Source organism: Actinomadura rayongensis (assembly GCF_009831215.1).
In the GTDB taxonomy this organism is placed as follows: Bacteria; Actinomycetota; Actinomycetes; order Streptosporangiales; family Streptosporangiaceae; genus Spirillospora; species Spirillospora rayongensis.
Genome location: NZ_WUTW01000004.1, coordinates 240,340 through 260,349 on the forward strand (window position 1 = coordinate 240,340; position 20,010 = coordinate 260,349).

The 20,010-nt window shown below is 74.5% G+C and carries 20 protein-coding genes; 11 read left to right on the forward strand and 9 right to left on the reverse strand.

Translation table 11 applies throughout. The annotated features are described in order from the left end of the window. Nucleotides 1-46 precede the first annotated feature (46 nt). Nucleotides 47-748 (forward strand): SDR family oxidoreductase, encoded by a 702-nt coding sequence (locus GQ466_RS20350; RefSeq protein ID WP_161104580.1) that lies wholly within the window; start codon nucleotides 47-49, stop codon nucleotides 746-748. A gap of 55 nt (nucleotides 749-803) precedes the next feature. Here the strand turns inward: GQ466_RS20350 and acnA are convergent, their stop codons facing one another. Then, on the reverse strand, nucleotides 804-3,569 hold the full coding sequence (gene acnA / locus GQ466_RS20355; protein WP_161104581.1) for an aconitate hydratase AcnA: 2,766 nt from the start codon (nucleotides 3,567-3,569) through the stop codon (nucleotides 804-806). 355 nt (nucleotides 3,570-3,924) lie between these two features. Between acnA and GQ466_RS20360 the strand changes: the two genes are divergently transcribed. Beyond that, entirely contained in the window at nucleotides 3,925-4,605 is a 681-nt protein-coding gene (locus tag GQ466_RS20360) for a PadR family transcriptional regulator (RefSeq protein WP_161104582.1), read from the forward strand. Then, nucleotides 4,602-5,096 (forward strand): DUF1707 domain-containing protein, encoded by a 495-nt coding sequence (locus tag GQ466_RS20365; RefSeq protein ID WP_161104583.1) that lies wholly within the window; start codon nucleotides 4,602-4,604, stop codon nucleotides 5,094-5,096. The genes GQ466_RS20360 and GQ466_RS20365 overlap by 4 nt, the downstream gene beginning before the upstream one ends. On the opposite strand, the gene GQ466_RS20370 is transcribed toward GQ466_RS20365, so the two are convergent. The 4 genes from GQ466_RS20370 to edd form a co-directional block, all read right to left on the reverse strand. Continuing rightward, nucleotides 5,093-5,704, reverse strand: a complete 612-nt coding sequence (locus GQ466_RS20370) for a response regulator transcription factor (RefSeq protein ID WP_161104584.1) — start codon at nucleotides 5,702-5,704, stop codon at nucleotides 5,093-5,095. The two genes, GQ466_RS20365 and GQ466_RS20370, sit on opposite strands and share 4 nt — an antisense overlap. A 65-nt stretch (nucleotides 5,705-5,769) precedes the next feature. Then, a complete protein-coding gene (gene eda, locus GQ466_RS20375; protein ID WP_161104585.1) occupies nucleotides 5,770-6,390 on the reverse strand; it encodes a bifunctional 4-hydroxy-2-oxoglutarate aldolase/2-dehydro-3-deoxy-phosphogluconate aldolase in 621 nt (206 codons plus the stop codon). Next, on the reverse strand, nucleotides 6,387-7,343 hold the full coding sequence (gene glk / locus GQ466_RS20380) for a glucokinase (RefSeq protein ID WP_161104586.1): 957 nt from the start codon (nucleotides 7,341-7,343) through the stop codon (nucleotides 6,387-6,389). Before glk ends, eda begins: the two co-directional genes overlap by 4 nt. Next, a complete protein-coding gene (edd, locus tag GQ466_RS20385; RefSeq protein WP_161104587.1) occupies nucleotides 7,340-9,154 on the reverse strand; it encodes a phosphogluconate dehydratase in 1,815 nt (604 codons plus the stop codon). The genes glk and edd overlap by 4 nt, the downstream gene beginning before the upstream one ends. A 152-nt stretch (nucleotides 9,155-9,306) precedes the next feature. Here edd and GQ466_RS20390 point away from each other — a divergent pair, with 152 nt between their 5' ends. Beyond that, a complete protein-coding gene (locus tag GQ466_RS20390; RefSeq protein ID WP_161104588.1) occupies nucleotides 9,307-10,422 on the forward strand; it encodes an ROK family protein in 1,116 nt (371 codons plus the stop codon). Here GQ466_RS20390 and GQ466_RS20395 read toward each other — a convergent pair. Beyond that, the gene (locus GQ466_RS20395; protein WP_161104589.1) at nucleotides 10,419-11,060 is read right to left on the reverse strand and encodes a mechanosensitive ion channel domain-containing protein; all 642 of its coding nucleotides are present in this window, start codon (nucleotides 11,058-11,060) and stop codon (nucleotides 10,419-10,421) included. The genes GQ466_RS20390 and GQ466_RS20395 overlap by 4 nt on opposite strands. 175 nt (nucleotides 11,061-11,235) lie before the next feature. On the opposite strand from GQ466_RS20395, the gene GQ466_RS20400 reads away from it, so the two are divergent. Beyond that, nucleotides 11,236-12,321 carry a baeRF2 domain-containing protein gene (locus tag GQ466_RS20400; protein ID WP_202420815.1) on the forward strand — a complete coding sequence of 362 codons (1,086 nt, stop codon included), beginning with the start codon at nucleotides 11,236-11,238 and terminating at the stop codon, nucleotides 12,319-12,321. Between the two features lie 66 nt (nucleotides 12,322-12,387). On the opposite strand, the gene GQ466_RS20405 is transcribed toward GQ466_RS20400, so the two are convergent. The 3 genes from GQ466_RS20405 to GQ466_RS30935 form a co-directional block, all read right to left on the reverse strand. Beyond that, nucleotides 12,388-12,705: a hypothetical protein gene (locus GQ466_RS20405; RefSeq protein WP_202420816.1), complete on the reverse strand. Its 318-nt coding sequence runs from the start codon at nucleotides 12,703-12,705 to the stop codon at nucleotides 12,388-12,390. Between the two features lie 156 nt (nucleotides 12,706-12,861). Then, nucleotides 12,862-13,623, reverse strand: coding sequence for a nucleotidyltransferase domain-containing protein (locus GQ466_RS30930; protein WP_337193554.1), 762 nt, complete (start codon nucleotides 13,621-13,623; stop codon nucleotides 12,862-12,864). Further along, nucleotides 13,620-14,285, reverse strand: coding sequence for a nucleotidyltransferase domain-containing protein (locus GQ466_RS30935; protein ID WP_202420817.1), 666 nt, complete (start codon nucleotides 14,283-14,285; stop codon nucleotides 13,620-13,622). The genes GQ466_RS30930 and GQ466_RS30935 overlap by 4 nt, the downstream gene beginning before the upstream one ends. A gap of 85 nt (nucleotides 14,286-14,370) precedes the next feature. Between GQ466_RS30935 and GQ466_RS20415 the strand changes: the two genes are divergently transcribed. The 6 genes from GQ466_RS20415 (at nucleotide 14,371) to GQ466_RS20440 (ending at nucleotide 19,923) form a co-directional block, all read left to right on the forward strand. Continuing rightward, nucleotides 14,371-15,966 (forward strand): glycoside hydrolase family 13 protein, encoded by a 1,596-nt coding sequence (locus tag GQ466_RS20415; protein ID WP_161104590.1) that lies wholly within the window; start codon nucleotides 14,371-14,373, stop codon nucleotides 15,964-15,966. Nucleotides 15,967-16,021: 55 nt separating this feature from the next. After that, on the forward strand, nucleotides 16,022-17,266 hold the full coding sequence (locus GQ466_RS20420) for an ABC transporter substrate-binding protein (RefSeq protein WP_161104591.1): 1,245 nt from the start codon (nucleotides 16,022-16,024) through the stop codon (nucleotides 17,264-17,266). After that, on the forward strand, nucleotides 17,266-18,153 hold the full coding sequence (locus tag GQ466_RS20425; RefSeq protein ID WP_161104592.1) for a carbohydrate ABC transporter permease: 888 nt from the start codon (nucleotides 17,266-17,268) through the stop codon (nucleotides 18,151-18,153). Before GQ466_RS20420 ends, GQ466_RS20425 begins: the two co-directional genes overlap by 1 nt. Further along, nucleotides 18,150-18,974, forward strand: coding sequence for a carbohydrate ABC transporter permease (locus tag GQ466_RS20430; RefSeq protein ID WP_337193555.1), 825 nt, complete (start codon nucleotides 18,150-18,152; stop codon nucleotides 18,972-18,974). Before GQ466_RS20425 ends, GQ466_RS20430 begins: the two co-directional genes overlap by 4 nt. 295 nt (nucleotides 18,975-19,269) lie before the next feature. After that, nucleotides 19,270-19,641, forward strand: a complete 372-nt coding sequence (locus GQ466_RS20435) for a DurN family substrate-assisted peptide maturase (protein ID WP_161104593.1) — start codon at nucleotides 19,270-19,272, stop codon at nucleotides 19,639-19,641. 39 nt (nucleotides 19,642-19,680) lie between these two features. Further along, a complete protein-coding gene (locus GQ466_RS20440; protein WP_161104594.1) occupies nucleotides 19,681-19,923 on the forward strand; it encodes a cinnamycin family lantibiotic in 243 nt (80 codons plus the stop codon). Nucleotides 19,924-20,010: the final 87 nt, after the last annotated feature.

The window sequence follows — 20,010 nt, forward strand, 5'->3', positions numbered from 1 at the left end:
CGGTGAATACTTGTCGAGACGCTAAGTCTTGACAAAGGGGGATCCGATGACCGCACGACGCGTACTGATCATGGGCGGCGGCTCGGGGATCGGCGCGGCCACCGCCGCGCTGTTCGCCGCGCGGGGCGCCGAGGTCGTCATCACCGGGCGCGACGAGGCCCGCCTCGCCGCGACCGCCGGCGAAAAGATCACCGCGCGGCGCCTGGACGCCGCCGTCGACGACGACGTCACCGCGTTCTTCGCCGGGGACGCCGAGTACGACGACCTGGTCCTCGCGCTCAGCGGCGGCGCGGGCGCCGGCCCGTTCGCCGACCTGGACCTGGCCGGGCTGCGCCGAGCGTTCGATGAGAAGTTCTGGCTCCACCTGGGCGTCCTTCAGGCGGCCCTGCCCCGGTTGCGCGGTTCGGTCACGTTCATCACCGCGTCGTCGGCGCGCGCCGCGCTGGCCGGGACGGCGGGCCTGGCGGCCGTGAACGGGGCGCTGGAGGCGATGGTCGGGCCGCTGGCGACCGAGCTGGCCCCGCTGCGGGTGAACGCGGTCTCCCCCGGCGTCGTCGCGACGCCGTGGTGGGACGGGCTGCCCGCCGACCAGCGGGAGGCGATGTTCGCCGAGCACGCCGCCAAACTGCCGGTCGGCCGGATCGGACGTCCCGAGGACGTCGCCGAGGCCGTCGTGTTCGCCGCGACCAACGGGTTCACGACCGGGCAGGTCATCGCGGTCAACGGCGGGCTGTCGCTCGCGTCCTGAGAAGGCGGAAGGGCCGCCCCCCGCGATCGGGGGGCGGCCCTTCGGCGTTCGGTGGCTACTTGCGCAGCAGGTTCCGCAGGACGTACTGCATGATCCCGCCGTTGCGGTAGTAGTCGGCCTCGCCGGGGGTGTCGATCCGGACGACGGCGGTGAACTCCTTGTCGTCGGCCTTCACCGTGACCGTCTCGGGGATCCCGCCCTCGTTGAGCTTCTCGACCCCGACGATGTCGAAGGTCTCGGTGCCCGTCAGGCCGAGCGACTCCGCCGACTCGCCGGCGGCGAACTGCAGCGGCAGGACGCCCATGCCGATGAGGTTCGAGCGGTGGATGCGCTCGTAGGACTGCGCGATGACGGCGCGGACGCCGAGCAGCGCGGTGCCCTTGGCGGCCCAGTCGCGCGAGGACCCCGAGCCGTACTCCTTGCCCGCGAGGACGACGAGCGGGGTGCTCTGCGCGGCGTAGTTCTGCGCCGCGTCGTAGATGTAGGACTGCGGCCCGCCGTCCTGGGTGAAGTCGCGGGTGAAGCCGCCCTCGACGCCGTCCAGGAGCTGGTTGCGCAGCCGGATGTTGGCGAACGTGCCGCGGATCATCACCTCGTGGTTCCCGCGCCGGGAGCCGTAGGAGTTGAAGTCGCGGACCTCGACGCCGTTGGCCTGGAGGTACTGCGCGGCCGGGGTGCCGACCTTGATCGAGCCCGCCGGGGAGATGTGGTCGGTGGTGACCGAGTCGCCGAGCTTGGCGAGCACGCGCGCGCCGTGGATGTCGGTGACCGGGGCCGGCTCGTGCGCCATGCCGTCGAAGTACGGCGCCTTGCGGACGTAGGTGGAGTTCGGGTCCCACTCGAACGTCCCGCCGGTCGGGATGTCGAGGCCGCGCCAGCGCTCGTCGCCCTTGAACACGTCGGCGTAGTTCTTCGTGAACATGTCCTGGCCGATGGACGAGGTGACGATCTCGGCGACCTCCTCCGGCGCGGGCCAGAGGTCGCGCAGGTACACCGGGCCGTCGGCGCCCTCGGCGATCGGGTCGTTGAGGATGTCGATGTCCATCGTCCCGGCCAGCGCGTAGGCGATGACCAGCGGCGGGGACGCCAGGTAGTTCATCTTCACGTCGGGGCTGATGCGGCCCTCGAAGTTGCGGTTGCCCGACAGGACGGCCGTGACGGCGAGGTCGTTGTCGTTGACCGCCTTGGAGATCTCCGGCTGGAGCGGTCCGGTGTTGCCGATGCAGGTCGTGCAGCCGTACCCGACGAGGTTGTAGCCGATCTTGTCGAGGTAGGGCGTGAGGCCCGCGCGCTCCAGGTAGTCGGTGACGGCCTGGGAGCCGGGCGCCAGCGAGGTCTTCACCCACGGCTTGCGGGTGAGGCCCTTCTCGACGGCCTTCTTGGCGAGCAGGCCCGCGCCGACCATCACGTACGGGTTGGAGGTGTTGGTGCACGACGTGATGGCCGCGACGGCGACCGCGCCGTGGTCCAGCTCGAACTCGGTGCCGTCGCCGAGCTTGACGGTGACCGGGTTGTGCGGCCGGGACCCGACGGTCGCGGCGGCGGCGCGCGGCCGGTCGGCCGGACTGGTCTGGCTGTTGGCGGGCGAGTCCGACGCGGGGAAGGACTCGTCGCTGGCCTCGTCCGCCGGGCCGAAGCCGGTCGTGACGTAGTTGCGGACGTCGCGGCGCCAGGTGGCCTTGGCGTCCGACACCGCGATGCGGTCCTGCGGGCGCTTCGGCCCGGCCAGCGACGGGACGACCGTCGCGAGGTCCAGCTCCAGGTACTCGGAGAACTCCGGCTCGGCGGACGGCTCCAGCCAGAGGCCCTGCTCCTTGGCGTACGCCTCGACCAGCGCGATCTGCTCCTCGCCGCGGCCGGTGAGGCGCAGGTAGGACAGCGTCTCGCCGTCGATCGGGAAGATCGCGCAGGTGGAGCCGAACTCGGGGCTCATGTTGCCGATCGTGGCGCGGTTGGCCAGCGGCAGCGCGGCGACGCCCTCGCCGTAGAACTCGACGAACTTGCCGACCACGCCGTGCTGGCGCAGCATCTCGGTGATCGTGAGGACGAGGTCGGTCGCGGTGGTGCCCGCGGGCAGCTCGCCGGTCAGCTTGAAGCCGACGACGCGCGGGATGAGCATGGAGATCGGCTGGCCGAGCATCGCGGCCTCGGCCTCGATGCCGCCGACGCCCCAGCCGAGCACGCCGATGCCGTTCTCCATCGTCGTGTGCGAGTCGGTGCCGACGCACGTGTCCGGGTAGGCGATGCCGTCGCGGTCGAACACGACGCGCGCCAGGTGCTCGATGTTCACCTGGTGGACGATGCCGGTGCCGGGCGGGACAACCTTGAACTCGTCGAACGCGGTCTGGCCCCAGCGCAGGAACTGGTAGCGCTCCTTGTTGCGCTCGTACTCGACCTGGACGTTGCGCTCGAACGCGTCCGGCGTGCCGAAGTAGTCGACGATGACGGAGTGGTCGATGACCATCTCGGCGGGCGCCAGCGGGTTGATCTTCGTCGGGTCGCCGCCGAGGTCGCGGACGGCCTCGCGCATCGTGGCGAGGTCGACCACGCACGGCACGCCGGTGAAGTCCTGCATGATCACGCGGGCCGGGGTGAACTGGATCTCGCGGCTCGGCTGGGCGGAGGCGTCCCACCCGGCGAGCGCGCGGATGTGGTCGGCGGTGACGTTGGCACCGTCCTCGGTGCGCAGCAGGTTCTCCAGCAGGACCTTGAGGCTGTACGGGAGCCTGGCCGAGCCCTCGACGGCGTCCAGCCGGAAGATCTCGTAGGACCTGTCGCCCACCTGCAGCGTGCTACGGCTGCCGAAGCTGTTCGCGGACACGGACTCCTCCTCCGTCACCACCGCGCGGTCCGGTCCGGGACACGACGGCGCGGCGCAATCTCTGGCTGTGGCGACCCCGCGAGCGGCCCGGGTCCCGGGGGGCGTTCCTCCGGGCCTCGGCCGCAGGGCCTCGTCTCTTCCCTGCATCCTGCCGTAGTCGCGGTCCCGGACATGACCCGGGTCCGCCTAACTTCCGCAGGAATTCTCTTGACGTCAAGCTATCTCTGATTTATCTCGACATCAAGTTACCCGGTGGGGCGGGGATCCCGGGAACTCCTCTTCCGTTCCGAGCGCTGTCGATATATCGTTACTGTATCGCGAAGGCTCACAGACGGATCGAGAGAAGGAGACGACGATGCGCGGATCCCGCGGCGCCGGTCCCGACCCGTGGCAGGCCCTGGGCGCGTTCGCCCTCGGCGCCAAGGCGGCCCGGCACCTGCACGGCCACGTCCACGGACCCGGGGCCCACGAGGGCGGCTTCGGGATCGGGGTCGGCGGCCCGTTCGGCTTCGGCGGGTTCGGGGGCGGACGTCCGTCCAAGGCCCCGCGCGGGAACGTCCGGGCGGCGATCCTCAGCCTGCTCGCCGAGGAGCCCCGCAACGGCTACCAGATCATCCAGGAGATCGAGGAGCGCAGCGGCGGCGGCTGGCGGCCGAGCCCCGGCGCCGTCTACCCGGCGCTCCAGCAGCTCGCCGACGAGGGCCTGATCGAGGGCGAGGAGGAGGGCGGACGCCGCACCTTCCGGCTCACCGACGCGGGCCGCGCCCACGCCGCCGAGCACGCCGACGAACTGGCCGAGCCGTGGGCGGCGATGACGCCCGCGTTCGGGGAGAACGTCCCGGACCTGTTCAAGGAGGCCGCGCAGACGGGCGCGGCGGTCATGCAGGTCGTCCGGTCGGGCTCGCCGGACCAGGTGGCGCGGGCGGGCGCGGTGCTCGCCGACGCGCGCCGCGACCTCTACCGCATCCTCGCCGGGGACGCCCCCGCCGACGGCACCCCCGACGCCCCCGCCGCGGACCCGGAGGAGCACCCGTGAGCACCGACGACCTGCGCATCGGGGACGCCGAGCGCGACGCCGTCGCGACGGCCCTGCACGACCACTTCGTGCAGGGCCGGCTGGACCGCGAGGAGCTGGACGAGCGGCTGGACGGCGTCCTCTCCGCCAGGACCACCGGGGACCTGCGGCGCATCGTCGCGGACCTGCCCGAGCCGAACGGCCTGCCCGAGCCGGAGTTCCCCGCGTTCCCGTGGGGGCCGCTGGCCGGACGCGAGATGCAGCACGCGATGCGGCAGGCCATGCGCGCGCAGGCGCGGGCGCAGCGCGACCTGCACCGGGGCATGCGGCACGGGCACCCGCACGGGCGACGGCGCGTGATGTTCCCCGTCATGGCGCTGGTGTTCACCGCGCTGCTGTGGACGGCCGGGATCGGCACGGCGTTCGCCGCCGTGTTCACGCTCGCGCTGGTGGCCTGGACGGGACGCGCGTTCGCCCACGCCCGGCGGCACCACGGCTCGCAGCGGGTCTAGAGCCCCGCCGCGAAGGCGAGCAGCCCCGCCTCGACCCGGTCGGCGCACCCGAGCCGGCCGACGACGCGGGCGACGTCCCGGTCGGCGGATCCGCGCCGCAGCCGCAGGCACCGCGCGATCTGCCGATCGGACAGGCCCTCCCCGAGACAGGCGAGCACGGCGGCGTCCGCCTCCGACAGCGCCCGCACCCGGCCGAGCGCGGCCGGGCCGGGCGGCTCGCCGGGACCGAGCACGATCCGTCCGACCGCCGCCGCGCGGACCGCGTCGGCGAGCGCGGCCCCGGTGAGCGCACCGGGCACGAACCCGCGCGCGCCCGCGCGCAGCGCCCGCAGGACGTGCCGGTCGGGCCGCTCGCCCGTCAGCACGAGCACGGCGGGCGCCCGCTCCCGGCCGAGCAGCCCGGCGAGCACGGCCAGCCCCTCGCGGGGCGGCCCGAGGTCGAGCAGGACGACGTCGGGCGGCTCGTCGGACGTTTCGGCCAGCCCGGCATCGGTCAGCGCAGCGGCCAGCCGTCCGGCGACCGCCGGGTCGCGCGCGGCCACCCGGACCCGGGGGACGGACGGTGCGGACGAAGCGGGCGGGGTCCCGCCCGTACGACGGAAGGGCACGCCGACCACGGTAGACGTCGCGCCGGAGAACACAACCCCTCCGCGGGGGAACGTCCCGGTGACCGTCAGCGGAGCGCGGCGGCGGCCCGGGCCAGCTCCTCGATCCGCGCCCAGTCCCCGGCGGCGATCGCGTCGCGCGGCGTCAGCCACGTCCCGCCGACGCAGCCGACGTTCGGCAGCGCGAGGTAGCCGGGCGCGTTCGCGACCGTCACGCCGCCGGTCGGGCAGAACCGGACCTGGGGCAGCGGGCCGCCGAGCGCCTTGAGGTACGGAATGCCGCCCGCCGCCTCGGCGGGGAAGAACTTCAGGGCCGTCACGCCCTCTTCGAGCAGGGCCAGGGCCTCGGACGCCGTCGCGACGCCCGGCAGGAACGGCACGCCGGTGTCGGCCATCGCGGCGCGCAGCGCGGGCGTGCAGCCGGGGCTGACGAGGAACCGGGCGCCCGCCTTGGCGGCCTGCTCGGCGTCCGCGCGGCGCACGACGGTGCCCGCGCCGACGACCGCGTCCGGGACCTCGGCGGCGACGCGCTCGATCGCGGGCAGCGCGGCGGGCGTGCGCAGCGTCAGCTCGATCACCGGCAGGCCGCCCGCCACGAGGGCGCGGGCGAGCGGGACGGCGGCGTCCGCGTCGTCCAGGACGACCACCGGCACCACCGGGGCGAGGTCGAGCAGAGAGTCGGCGTTCACGCGGCCTCCAGGGCGAGTTTGGCGGCGGCCCCGGCGAGCGCCGGGCCGGGATGGACGATCAGCCGGGTCGGGATCGCGGCCACGTAGTCGCCGACCGGCGGCTTGGCCTCGAACCGCGTCCGGAACGCGGACGCGCGCAGCGCCCCGGCGATGCGCGGCAGGATGCCGCCGCCGAGGTAGACGCCGCCGCGCGCGCCGAGCGTCAGCGCGACGTTGCCCGCGTACGAGCCGAGCAGCGCGCAGAACGTCGCGACGGCCTCCGCGCAGCGCGGGTCGTCCTCGCGCGCGCAGATGTGCGCGGCGGTGAGCGGACGGGCCGGGTCGCCGTCGAGCACCGCCAGATACCGGTACAGGCGGGCGAGTCCGTTACCGGACAGCAGCAGCTCGGCGGCGCCCGACCCGTGCTCGGCGCGCAGCAGCCGCACGACCTCGATCTCGCGGTCGGTGGCGGCGGGCGCGTCGACCTGGCCGCCCTCGCCGGGCAGCGGCACCCAGCCGGACGGCGTGCGCACGAGGCCCGCCGTGCCGAGCCCGGTGCCGGGGCCGACGACGGCGAGCGGCCCGTCGCCGGACGGGACCGGCGGGCCGATGTCCGTCACGTCGGACGGCCCGAGGACGGGCAGCGCGCGGGCGAGGGCCTCGAAGTCGTTGATGACGTCCACGTGCGGGATGCCGAGCCGGACGGCGACGCCTTCGGCGGTGTCGGCGGGCCAGCCCGCGTTGGTGAGCCGGAACCGTCCGCCCGCGACGGGACCCGCGACGGCCAGGCACGCGGCGGCGGGCCGGACCCCGGACGCGTGCCGCTGCAGGTAGGCGGCGGCGGTCTCGGCGAGCCCGGCGTGCCCGGCGGTGGGCAGGACGGCGAGGCGCTCGGGCGGGGCGCCGGGGCCGTCCAGCAGCGCGAAGCGGGCGTTGGTGCCGCCGATGTCGGCGACCAGCCAGGGGCGCGTCACCGGAACGTCGCCCCGCCCAGCTCGGCGGGGCCGACCGCGGCGCGGAACGCGGCGAACAGCTCGCGCCCGGTGCCGGCCGCCGGCCCGGGAGCGCCCCCGGCGGGCTCCCGGGCGGCCAGTTCGTCGTCGGGGACGAGCACTTCGAGCAGGCCCTTGTCGGCGTCGAGCCGGACGACGTCGCCGTCGCGGACCTTCGCCAGCGGCCCGCCCGCCGCCGCCTCGGGCGACACGTGGATCGCGGCGGGCACCGAGCCGGACGCCCCCGACATCCGCCCGTCGGTGACGAGCGCGACGCGGTGCCCCCGGTCCTGGAGGACGGCCAGCGGCGGGGTGAGCTTGTGCAGCTCGGGCATCCCGTTGGCGTGCGGCCCCTGGAAGCGGACGACGGCCACGAGGTCGTGCTCCAGCTCGCCCGCCCTGAACGCGCGCTGCAACTCGTCCTGCGACGAGAACACGCGGGCGGGCGCCTCCACGACGCGGCGCTCGGCCGCGACCGCCGACACCTTGACGACCGCGCGGCCGAGGTTGCCGGTCACGGTGTGCAGGCCGCCGTGCTCGTCGAACGGGTCGGCGACGGGACGCAGCACGGCCGGGTCGCCGGACTCGGCGGGGACGGGCGTGTAGGCGAGGGCGTCGCCGTCCAGCGCGGGGACGGAGCGGTAGTCCTCCAGCGTCGCGCCGCCGACCGTGCGGGCGTCGGCGTGCAGCAGGCCCGCGTCGATCAGCTCGCCGATGAGGAACGCCGTTCCGCCCGCGGCGTGGAAGTGGTTCACGTCGGCGGTGCCGTTGGGGTAGAGCCGGGTGAGCAGCGGCGTGACGCGGGACAGCTCGTCGAAGTCGTCCCAGGTCAGCTCCAGGCCCGCGGCGGCGGCCATCGCGACCAGGTGCAGCGTGTGGTTGGTGGACCCGCCGGTGGCCAGCAGCGCGACGACGGCGTTGGCGAACGCCCGCTCGTCCAGCAGCTCCCCGACCGGCGTGTAGGCGTCGCCGAGCGCGGTCAGCTCCAGGACGCGGCGCCCGGCGGCGTCGGTGAGCGCGTCGCGCAGCGGGGTGCCCGGCGGGACGAAGCTCGCGCCCGGCAGGTGCAGGCCCATGACCTCCATGAGGAGCTGGTTGGAGTTCGCGGTGCCGTAGAACGTGCAGGTGCCCGGCGAGTGGTACGACTTGGCCTCGGCGGCGAGCAGCTCGTCGCGGCCGATCTCCCCGGCGGCGTGGCGCTTGCGGACGGCGGCCTTCTCGGCGTTCGGCAGCCCGGACGCCATCGGCCCGGCCGGGACGAGGATCGCGGGCAGGTGCCCGAAGCTCAGCGCCCCGATCACCAGCCCGGGGACGATCTTGTCGCAGACGCCGAGCAGCAGCGCCCCGTCGAACATGTCGTGCGACAGCGCGATCGCGGTGGCCATCGCGACGACGTCCCGGCTGAACAGCGACAGCTCCATGCCCGCGCGGCCCTGGGTGATGCCGTCGCACATCGCGGGCACGCCGCCCGCGAACTGCGCGGTGCCGCCCGCCGCCGCGATCGCGGCCTTGAGCCGGTCGGGGTAGTCCTTGAGCGGCTGGTGCGCCGACAGCATGTCGTTGTAGGCGGACACGATCGCGATGTTCGGGGTGGCCGCGCCGCGCAGCAGCAGCTTGTCGCCGGGCGAGCAGGCGGCGAAGCCGTGGGCGAGGTTGGCACAGCCGAGCGCGCCGCGCGCGGGCCCGGCCAGGCGGGCGTCCGCTATCCGGTCCAGGTACGCGGCGCGGGTCGCGGCGCTGCGCTCGGCGATCCGGGCGGTGACGCGGGCGAGGACGGGATGCGGACTGCTCACGGGTGACGCTCCTCGGGGCGGGATCGGGCGGCGTGCCGCAACCTACCGAGACATCGGCGATCGCGACAAGCGTACTTTCGCAGCCCAGCTGACAAAAGACCCGAACTTGCACCAAATGGACGAACCGAATTCGGCCGTGCTTCACTGGCGGCATGACCAGACGTCCGGCCACCGGCGGCGACCTGCTGCGCCTCGTCCGCGTCGAGGGCATCGGCACGCGCGCCGAACTCGGCCGCGTCACCGGCCTGTCGCGGCCCGCCGTCGCCGCGCGCGTCGCCGCGCTGCTCGCCGCCGGGCTGCTCACCGAGCGCGCGGACGGGCCGTCCACCGGCGGCCGGCCGCCCGCGCGGCTGGAGTTCGACGCGTCCGGCGGGACGGTCCTGGTCGCCAACCTCGGGCACTCGCGCGGCCAGCTCGCCGTCTGCGACCTCGCCGGCCGGGTCGTCCTCAGCGCCGACGCCGACCTGCCGCCCGGCGCGTCCCCGGCGGCGGCGCTGCCCCGGCTGCTGGACGGCTGGGACGACCTGCTCGCCAAGCTCGACGCCCCGCGCGTCCCGGTGCGCGGCGCGGGCCTCGGCGTGCCGGACGCGGTCGAGGCGGGCCGGTGGGCGGGCTTCGACCCGTCCCCGGCCGTCGCCGAACGGTTCGGCGTCCCGGCGTTCCTGGACAACGAGGTGAACGCGGCGGCGCTCGGCGAGCACCACGCGGGCGCGGCGCGCGGGGCGGGCGACGTCCTGTTCGTCAAGCTGTCCACCGGCATCGGCGCCGGGCTGATCATGGGCGGGCGGATCCAGCGCGGCGCGTTCGGCGCGGCGGGCGAGATCGGGCACATCGCGGTCGCGGGCGGCGGCGGGGCGCCCTGCCGGTGCGGCGCGACCGACTGCCTGGAGGCCGTCGCGGGCGGCGCGGCGCTGCTGGCCCGCTCCCCCGCCGCCGACCTGGCCGCGCTGTCGGCGCTGGCCCGCGCGGGCGACCCGGACGCGGTCGCGCTCGTCCGCGAGGCGGGCGGACGGATCGGCACCGTCATCGCGGGCGCGGTGAACCTGCTGAACCCCGAGCTGGTCGTCCTCGGCGGCGACCTCACCGGCGCCTACGAGCCGCTGGTCGCGGGCGTCCGGGCCGAGGTCTACCGGCGCGCGACGGCCCCGGCGACGAGCCGGCTGCGGATCGAGCCGAGCGCGCTCGGCGACGCGGCGGGCCTGATCGGCTGCGCGGCGATGGTGCTGGACCGCATCCTCGCGCCCGCCGCCGTCGACGCCACGCTTTAGGCGTTCTCGGCCGGGTCGTCGGAGAAGGTGTCGACGTCCGGCGCGTGGTGGGTGATCGCGGCGAGCTGCATCTGGGTGTTGGGGACGGAGACCCGTCCCTCCTTGCTGTCCATCTCGACGTAGAGCAGGCCGATCTGCTGGACGACGCCCACCAGCGGCCCCCCGAGCGGGCCGGACCGGATCGTCACCTGGTCGCCGATCGCGAACGGCCGCGCGTAGAGCATGACGATCCCGGCGAACACGTTCGCGAGCGTCTGCTGCCCCGCGATGCCGAGCAGCGCGCCGATGACCGCGCCGCCGAGGATGAGCTGCCCGATCGGCACCCGGACGAGCGTCAGCGCCACCAGGATGACGAGCATCCCGCCGACCAGCACCACCGACACGCGGGCGAGCCCGGCGCGGGAGTCGCCGAGCACCGAGAGCGTCACGCGGCGGGTCTCCTCGCCGAGGCGGAACGTCGCCGCGAGCCCGGCCACGCAGAACACGAGGGCGCCGAACCAGGCGAGGATCCGCGTCCAGACCGGGCCCTTCGCCGGGTCGCCGATCCAGGACAGGACGCCGGCGGCGGTCGCGACCGACGCGAAGACGGTGAACTTGCCGAGGCGCAACCGCACGGGCAGCCGGGCCGTCATGTGCATGGTCCTGCCCTCCCCGGGTCGCCGCCGACGCTTCGGGGATGTCCGCGACCGTGGTGCCGGTAACCCAAGGCAAGATCAAGAATGCACGGGCGAGGCTCGCAAAATGGTGGCAACCGGGCATCAGATTCCAGGCCGAACAGCGATTAACCGGACGCCAGACGTGTATCGGTACCGCATGGACCTCGCTTTCCTTCGACCGTTGTACGAGTCCGGCGGACCCGTGGCGTCGGCCTGCCTGGACACCACGCGCGACACGCCCGACGCGGAGAAGATGATCGAGCTGCGCTGGCGGGCGCTGCGCGAGGACCTCGCGCGGCAGGGCGCGGACGACGCGACGCTCGACGCGATGGAGTCGGTGGCCGGGGGCGTCCGGGGGATCGGCGGGCCGCAGGGCGAGGCGGTGTTCGCGGCGGACGGCGAGGTGCTGGCCGTCCACACGATGGCGAGCCCGCCCGTCCGCGACCGCGCGTCCTGGCTGCCCGTGCCCGACCCGTTCGACCTCGTGCTGGACCGCGGCCGGCTGCTCCCCTACGTGGTGGCGGCCGTCGACCGCGAGGGCGCGGACGTGTTCGCCTACGACGTCGCGGTGCCCGACCCGGCGACGGCGCGGTTCTTCAACGGCGGCACTTTGCACGTCCACAAGGTCCGGGGCGGCGGGATGGCCAGCAGCCACTACCAGCGGCACTCGGAGAACGTGTGGGAGAAGAACGCCGAGCAGGTCGCGCAGGACGTGGCGCGGGCCGTCCGGGACGTCGGCGCCGCCGTCGTGTTCGTGGGCGGCGACCAGCGCGCGATCGGCCTGCTGCGCGCCCACCTGGACGCGCTCGAACCGCCGGTCGTGGAACTGCCCGGCGGACGCGCCGACCACGACGCGGCCGGGGCGCTGCGCGCGTCCGTGGACGCCGCGCTGGAGGACGTGACGGCCCGCAGCCGCGAGGACGTCATCGACGACTTCCACGACCGCATCTCGCAGGGCACGGCCGTGGACAACGCGCCCGGCACGCTGCGCGCGCTCACCGACGGCCAGGTGGAGACGCTGCTGCTCGGCGCCGAGCGGGACGGGGAGCCGTGGCTGTACGGGTCGCCGGACGAGCCGCGCGCGCTCGCGACCGTCGCCTCCGCGCTGCCCGCCGCCGCCGACGGCGCCCTGCACGCCCCGGCGACGCCGCTGATGCTGCGCTCGGCCGTCCTCGGCGACGCGGGGTTCAGCGAGCTGACCGACGGCGCGGGCACCGCCGCCACCCTGCGCTTCGCGCTCTGACGCCGGGAAAACGGGCGGGGCCGCGGCGAGCGTCGCGCTCGCCGCGGCCCCGTGGCCGGCCGGACGTCAGCGGGTGTTGGGCAGCCCGTGCGGGTCGTGCGGCTTGTGCGGCTTGCCGTGCTCGTACTTGTCACCGTCGCGGTGCACGTTGATCTGGCTGTGCTGGTTGGTGACCGCGGAGCCGTTGTAGCAGTCGCCGTGCTCGTCGACGACCGAGAGCAGGTTCTTGAGGACCGCCCCCAGCGCCGCGACGTCCAGGTCGCGGCAGAACTGGACGTTGACGAGGGAGTTGGTCTTCGGGTCGTCGGCCTGGGCCGGGCCCGCGGTGAGGGCCGTCAGGCCCGCCGCGCCGATGAGGCCCGTGACGAGCAGTCGCTTGAGCACGTGTTCTCCATTCCGCGTTACGTCTCGGACCGGGGGTTCGTTCGTCGGCCCACCGGCCACACCCGGAGATCGTGGGGCACACGGCACGGGCGGATCACGGGTTCCACGCGGCCTTGAATCAAACCTTGCCGTCCGTCGACCTCCGCTTGCCCTACGTCACCGTTGCATTGCCAGGCGTATCCGGACAACAAAGGCATGCAGGTCAGGGCGGGCGGGCGGTTCGTCGGGCAGCGGGGAACCGTCCCGCTCGTCCTCCAGCCGGTCGGCGAGCGCGGCCACGTCGGCGGCCAGCCGCGCCCGGGACGGGGCGTCCGCCGGGAGCGTCCCGAGTTCGGCCTCCCGCTTGGCCGCGATCAGCTCGGTCAGGTACGCCGGGCCGTACTCGGGGGCGAGCCGGGTCAGGTCCGCCTCGACCTCGCCGGTCCGCATCAGGTGGACGCCCGTCGCGAGCGCGCGGAAGGCGTAGAGCAGCGGCTTCAGCCGTCCGGTCTCCTCGAACGCGCGCCACCGGCCGCGCCCGAACCCGAGGTAGTGGTGGGCGAACCGCGTCGTGACGATGCCGGGCAGGTGGCCGAGCAGCTCCTCGTGCAGCGGCGACGACGCGACGACGAGCGGCGAGGCGAGCTGCTCCAGGACGTCGCCGCTGCGCCGCAGCAGCAGCCGGCAGAACTTCGCGAGGTCGTGGGTGACGACGTCGGCCTCGACGCCGTCGTGGTCCCACATGCGGGTGAACGTCTCCGGCGGCTCGGCGAGGCCGACGACGTCCGCGAGCGGCAGCAGGTGCATCCCGCGCAGGTCCACGTCGGAGTCGCGGGACGGGAAGCCGTACAGGTGCGCGCCGCTCACGGTCACGAACGCGCGCGGGTAGGGGTGGGCGCCGGTCAGCGCGTCGGCCAGGCCGGAGGGCAGCGGGTTCACGCGCGCACGCTCCGCCGCCGCACGGACGCCAGCAGGTCGTCCACCCGCGCCCGGTCGGGCTCGGCGGGCAGCGCGGCGCCGTCCGGCCACGCCGCGACGAGCCGGTCCCGCCACGCCTCGACCTCCGGCCAGGAAACCTCGCCGCGCCGCACGGCGAGCAGCCGGTCGCGGTGCTCGGCGACGTCCACGAGCGGTTCGCCGTGCCGCGCGAGGTGGTTGCCGCTGATGAGCAGCCGCAGCATGTGCATGACGTGCTTCCAGCGCGAGGCCCCGCCGCCGCGCAGCCCGGCCTTCGCCTTGGCGAACTGGGCGTCGGCGTAGCGCAGGAACGTCTCGGTGGCGCGGCGCGACGGGAACGCGTCCCGGACGGCCAGCAGCTCGGCGCCGACGGGCGTGACGTGCTCGGTCAGCGGCGACCACAGCACTTCCAGCACCGTGGGGTTGGACGCGAGCGCCAGCGCGCAGAAGCGCTCGATCTCCCACGAGAACTGCTCGGGCCGGGGGCCGTCCAGATGCGTCGGCGGCTTGTCCAGGCGCCAGAAGCGTTCGGCGGGGAGGGCGAAGACGCCGCGCCGGTCCACATCGCTGTCCTCGGTGGCGAGGCCGTACGCGCGGGACCCGACGACGACCGACAGGACCGTGTGGGCGGGGAATTCGAGCATCCGTGCAGAGTCCCGCAACCCGCGCATGGACGACAACTCGGATCCCCGCGAGGGTGGAGGGGTGCCCCCGACCGAAAGGCCCCCGATGACGCAGCCCCCGTCCGTCCCCGCCGGCTCGTGGTGGCGGGACGCGGTGATCTACGAGGTGTACGTCCGCAGCTTCGCCGACGCGGGCGGGGACGGCGTCGGGGACCTGCCCGGCGTCCGGTCCCGGCTGCCCTACCTGCGGCGGCTCGGCGTGGACGCGCTGTGGCTGACGCCGTTCTACCCGTCCCCGATGGCCGATTTCGGGTACGACGTCGCCGACTACCGCGACGTGGACCCGGTGTTCGGGACGCTGGACGACGCCCGCGCGCTCGTCGCCGACGCCCACGCGCACGGGTTGCGGATCCTCGTGGACCTCGTCCCGAACCACACCTCCGACGCCCATCGGTGGTTCCGCGCCGCGCTCGCCGCCGCGCCCGGATCGCCCGAGCGCGACCGGTACGTCTTCCGGGACGGGCGCGGCGCGGAGGGTTCGGAGCCGCCGAACGACTGGCGGTCGGTGTTCGGCGGGCCGGCGTGGCGCCGCGTCCCGGACGGGCAGTGGTACCTGCACCTGTTCGCGCCCGAGCAGCCGGACCTGAACTGGTCGAACGCGGAGGTGCGGGACGAGTTCGCCGACGTCCTGCGGTTCTGGCTGGACCTCGGCGTGGACGGCTTCCGCGTCGACGTCGCGCACGGCATGGTCAAGGCGGCCGGGCTGCCCGACGCCGGTCCCGACCAGGGCCTGGACGTGCCGTACTTCGACCGGGACGGCGTGCACGAGCTGCACCGCGCGTTCCGGCGGATCCTCGACTCCTACCCCGGCGGGCGGATCGGCGTGGCGGAGGCGTGGGCGCCGACGAACGAGCGGCTGGCGCTGTACGTCCGCCCGGACGAGATGCACCAGGCGTTCAACTTCCACTACCTGACGACGCCGTGGGACGCCGGGGCGCTGCGGGCCGCGATCGACGCGTCGCTCGCCACGGCCGGGGCGGTCGGCGCGCCCGCGACGTGGGTGCTGTCCAACCACGACGTCCACCGGCACGTCACCCGGTACGGCGGCGGGGCGGCGGGGCTCGCGCGCGCCCGCGCCGCCGCGCTGCTGACCCTCGCGCTGCCCGGCTCGGCGTACCTGTACCAGGGCGAGGAGCTGGGGCTGCCCGAGGTCCTGGACCTGCCGCCGGAGGTCTGCCACGACCCGCAGGCCCGGCGCGGGGACGGCGCCGGACGCGACGGGTGCCGCGTGCCGATCCCGTGGTCGGGCGACGCGCCGCCGTTCGGGTTCTCCACCGGGACGAGCTGGCTGCCGATGCCGCCGGAGTGGCGGTCGCTGACCGTCGCGGCGCAGGACGGCGACCCCGCGTCCACGCTGTCGCTGTACCGGGACGCGCTGCGGCTGCGGCGCGAGCATCCCGCGCTCGGCGACGGGCCGCCGCCGCGCTGGCTCGACGCGCCTCCGGGCGTGCTCGTGTTCGTCCGGGAGGCGGGCGGCCGGGCTCTCGGGTGCGCGGTGAACGCCGGGTCCGCGCCCGTGCGGGTGGCCGCCGGGCCGGTGCTGCTCGCCAGCGGGCCGGTGACGGCGTCCGGCGGCGTCCTGGAGCTGCCGCCGGACACGGCCGCCTGGTGGGAAGGTGACCGTTCCGTCACGGAGCGTTGACGGCGGTGCTCGTCGCGGCCTCTCCTGTGGGAAACGCTCACGAGAGGGGCACGCGATGCTCAGGGGACTCGCCGCCGTGGCGCTGCTCGCGGCGGGCTGCGCGCCCGGCGACGGCCGGACGCTCCTCACCGTCGACCTCTTCGGCGAGTTCGGCTACGAGCGGCTGTACCGCGAGTACGAGGCGGCGCATCCGGAGATACGCGTCCGGCAGCGTCGCATCTCGGTGCTGGACGACTACGCGCCCCGCCTGCGGCAGCGGATCGCCACCGGCCACGGCGCCGGGGACGTCGTCGCGCTCGAAGAGGGCCTGCTGCCCGCCTTCCTGCGGCGGCCCGAACGGTTCGTGGACCTGTCGGCGTACGGCGGCCGGGCGCTGGAACCGTACTTCCTGCCGTGGAAGTGGCGCATGGGCGTCGCGGCCGACGGGCGGCTCGTCGGCCTCGGCACCGACATCGGCCCGCTCGCGCTCTGCTACCGGCCGGACCTGTTCGCCCGCGCCGGGCTGCCGACCGCCCGGGACGCCGTCGCGCGGCTCTGGCCGACCTGGGACGCCTACTACCGGACGGGCCTGGCGTTCGAGCGCCGCCTGCCGGGCGTCCGGTGGCTCGACGGCCCGACCGCCGTGTTCCGCGCGGCGCTGCTCCAGGAGGCGGGGCGCGGGCCCGGTTTCACCTACTTCGACCGGAGCGGACGGCTCGTGTTCGCGTCCAACCCGGCCGTCCGGACGGCGTTCGCGACGGCCCTGCGGTTCGAGCGGGCCCGGCTGACCGCCGACCTCCAGGTGTTCACGCCGTCCTGGCAGACCGCGCTGCGCCGCGACCGGTTCGCGACCGTCCCGTGCCCGGCGTGGATGCTCGGCGGGCTCGCGGCGTTCTCCGGCGGGCGCGGCCGGTGGGACGTCGCGACCGCGCCCGGCGGGGCCGGCTCGTGGGGCGGGTCCTGGCTCGCGGTGCCCCGGCAGACCCGGCATCCGGCGCGGGCCGCCGCGCTCGCGGCGTTCCTGACGAGCCCGCACGGCCAGGTCGCGGCGTTCCGGGCGCGGAGCACGTTCCCGTCCTCGCCGCAGGCGGCCCGCGACCCGGTCGTCGCGGGCAGCGCGAACGCCTTCTTCGGCGGGGCGCCCACCGGGCGGATCTTCGGGGCCGTCGCCGCGCGGGTCCGGCCGGTGTACCTCGGGCCGCGCAACGAGGACGTCCGGGTCGCGGTGGACGACGTCCTGCTCTCGGTCGGGCAGGGCCGGCTCGCGGCGCGCGACGCCTGGCCCCGCGCCGTCCGGGCCGCCGCCAAGGCCGCGCGCTGATGCGCCGGTCCACGCCGTACCTGCTCGTCGCGCCGTTCTTCCTGCTGTTCCTGGCGTTCGGGGCGTTCCCGCTGCTGTTCACGCTGTGGATGGCGCTGCACGACTGGGAACTCGGGTCCGGGACGCGCCGGTGGGTCGGGCTCGGCAACTTCCGCTACCTCGCGACGGACGCCGACTTCTGGCACGCCGTGGTGAACACGGCCGGGATCTTCGCGCTGTCGACCGTCCCGCAGCTGCTCGCGGCGCTCGTCCTGGCCGACCTGCTCGACCGGCGGCTGCGCGGCGCCGCCGCGCTCCGCGTCGCGCTGGCCGCGCCGCTCGTCACCGCGACGGCGGCGGTCGCGCTCGTCTTCACGCAGCTGTTCGACTCTGATCACGGGCTCGTCAACGGGCTGCTCGGCCTGGTCGGCGTCCCGCCGGTCGACTGGCAGGGCGGGCGCCTCGCGTCCTGGACGGCCCTCGCCGCGATGGTGGACTGGCGCTGGACGGGCAACAACGCGCTGATCTACCTGGCCGCGCTCCAGGCCGTCCCGCGCGAGCTGTACGAGGCCGCCGCGCTGGACGGGGCGTCGCCCGCGCGCCGGTTCTGGACGATCACCGTCCCGCTGCTGCGCCCGACGATCGTGTTCACGGCCGTCGTCTCGACCGTCGGGGGGCTCCAGCTGTTCACCGAGCCGACGCTGTTCGGCGCGGCGGGCGCGCACCGGATGGACGGCGGCGCGCAGCACCAGTTCCAGACCGTCACGATGTACCTGTTCGAGAGCGCGTTCGGGCAGGACCGGTACGGCTACGGCGCGGCGGTCGCGTGGGCGCTGTTCCTGCTGATCGTCACGTTCGCGCTGCTCAACGCGCTGGTCCTGCGGCGCCGGACGGGCGGCGCGCGGTGACGGCCCGCCGCGCCGGCCCGCTGACGCGGATCGCCCTCGCGGTAGCCCTGCTGCTGACGGCCGCGCCGGTGTACTGGATGGTCGTCGTGGCGTCCCGGACGAGCGCGGAGGCGGCCGACGTCCCGCCGCCGCTGCTGCCCGGCGGGCACTTCGCGGAGAACGTCCGGCGCCTGTTCGCCAACCCCGACGCCCACTTCGCGCGCGGCCTGCTGAACTCGGTGCTCGTGTCGGGCTGCGTGGCGCTCGGGACCGTCCTGCTTGGGTCGCTCGCCGGGTTCGCGTTCGCCAAGCTGCGCTTCCGGGGCCGCGACGCGCTGCTGCTGACGGTGCTCGCGACGATGATGGTCCCGGTCCAGACGGGCGTGGTCCCGCTCTACCTGATCATGCTGCGGCTGCACTGGCAGGACGGCCTCCAGGCGGTGACCGTGCCCTTCCTCGTCACCGGCTTCGGCGTCTTCCTGATGCGCCAGGCCGCCCGCGACGTCCCCGACGCCCTCATCGAGGCGGCCCGCGTGGACGGCTGCACGACCCTCGGCGTCTACCGCCACGTCGTCCTGCCCGTCCTGCGCCCCGCCGCGGGCGTCCTCGGCCTCCTGACCTTCGCGCAGACCTGGAACGACTTCCTCTGGCCGCTCGTCGTCCTCAGCCCCGACGACCCGACCGTCCAGCTGTCCCTGAACAACCTGGCGACGGCTTACTACAACGACTACGCCCTGATGTTCGCGGGCGCGTCCGTGGCCGTCCTTCCGCCCCTGGCCCTCTTCGCCGTCCTCGGCCCGCGCATCGTCCGCGCCGTCCTCTCCGGTGCCGTCAAAGGCTGAGAGCGCGGCCGGAATGTCAAGGGGGAAGTTGTCGGTCTTTGTCGGAGAAGAGGGCGCTCCGTGACGCGATTCCGGGGCAGAATTTCCTTTTCTCATGATCATTTTTAAGACCAAAGAAGTGTTCTTGACTAACCCTTGACGTTTATCCGTGGTTGCGGACTGCGACAGCGGACATACAGAGAGTGGCCGCCCGGTCCCACCCCCGACCACGCACGACCGGACCACGACCGGAGCACGGCCCCAACGCGACCACAGGGCTCCGCCCGCCGATCCCTGCCCGGAAGGGGGCATTCGCATGAGGTCTGGACCCAAGCCGGACAGCGATCTCACGAAGCACCGCAACATCGACACCGTGCGCCAGCTCCAGCACCTCATGGTGCTGTGCGAGCTGCTGCCGCCGGGGAGCAAGCTGCACGAGGCCCTCACGATCGCGCTGTCGATCAACGAGGAGAGCCTGCCGGGCCGCATCCGCCCGGTCCGCGACCTCCACCCGCTGACCACCAAGACCTGGCTGGAGTCCCTCTGGGATCCGGACCTCATCTCCCCGGAGGAGATGGAGCTGGTCGCGTGGCAGAACAACAAGGCCAAAATGGACGCCGCCGTCGAGGAGATGCAGAAGATCGAACGGCGGCTCGGAATACGTCTGGCCACTGAGAAGATCCAGTAGCCGGCGAACCAGGTAAAAATTCACAAAGGAGGAAAGACCATGTCCCCGAGCACCATTCTGCGGCAGGCCGCCGCGGACGCCGAGTTCCGCGCCGAACTGCTCGACAACCCCGAGGTCTTCGGCGTCGCCGCCGGCACGGTCCCCGAGTCGGTGGAGCAGCAGGACGAGGCGTCCCTCAACTACTGGACCGAGGGCGTCGCCGCCGTGGACGCCTACGCGTGCTCCAGCACGTGTACGTCCGGGCCGTTCACCTTCGCGTGCGACGGCACCACCAAGGGCTGACGTCGGGCTGACGGACCGCACCACCCCGGCCGCGTAGGCCGGGCGCCCCATCCGGTGGGCCGGCCTCGCGTCGGCCCACCGGCCTGT

What these genes read in the sequence shown, in the direction of transcription:
- GQ466_RS20350 (WP_161104580.1), top strand. Translation starts at nt 47, where the DNA reads ATGACCGCACGACGCGTACTGATCATGGGCGGCGGCTCGGGGATCGGC.
- GQ466_RS20360 (WP_161104582.1), top strand. Translation starts at nt 3,925, where the DNA reads ATGCGCGGATCCCGCGGCGCCGGTCCCGACCCGTGGCAGGCCCTGGGC.
- GQ466_RS20390 (WP_161104588.1), top strand. Translation starts at nt 9,307, where the DNA reads ATGACCAGACGTCCGGCCACCGGCGGCGACCTGCTGCGCCTCGTCCGC.
- GQ466_RS20395 (WP_161104589.1), bottom strand. Translation starts at nt 11,060, where the DNA reads ATGCACATGACGGCCCGGCTGCCCGTGCGGTTGCGCCTCGGCAAGTTC.
- GQ466_RS20400 (WP_202420815.1), top strand. Translation starts at nt 11,236, where the DNA reads ATGGACCTCGCTTTCCTTCGACCGTTGTACGAGTCCGGCGGACCCGTG.
- GQ466_RS30935 (WP_202420817.1), bottom strand. Translation starts at nt 14,285, where the DNA reads ATGCTCGAATTCCCCGCCCACACGGTCCTGTCGGTCGTCGTCGGGTCC.
- GQ466_RS20415 (WP_161104590.1), top strand. Translation starts at nt 14,371, where the DNA reads ATGACGCAGCCCCCGTCCGTCCCCGCCGGCTCGTGGTGGCGGGACGCG.
- GQ466_RS20420 (WP_161104591.1), top strand. Translation starts at nt 16,022, where the DNA reads ATGCTCAGGGGACTCGCCGCCGTGGCGCTGCTCGCGGCGGGCTGCGCG.
- GQ466_RS20425 (WP_161104592.1), top strand. Translation starts at nt 17,266, where the DNA reads ATGCGCCGGTCCACGCCGTACCTGCTCGTCGCGCCGTTCTTCCTGCTG.
- GQ466_RS20435 (WP_161104593.1), top strand. Translation starts at nt 19,270, where the DNA reads ATGAGGTCTGGACCCAAGCCGGACAGCGATCTCACGAAGCACCGCAAC.
- GQ466_RS20440 (WP_161104594.1), top strand. Translation starts at nt 19,681, where the DNA reads ATGTCCCCGAGCACCATTCTGCGGCAGGCCGCCGCGGACGCCGAGTTC.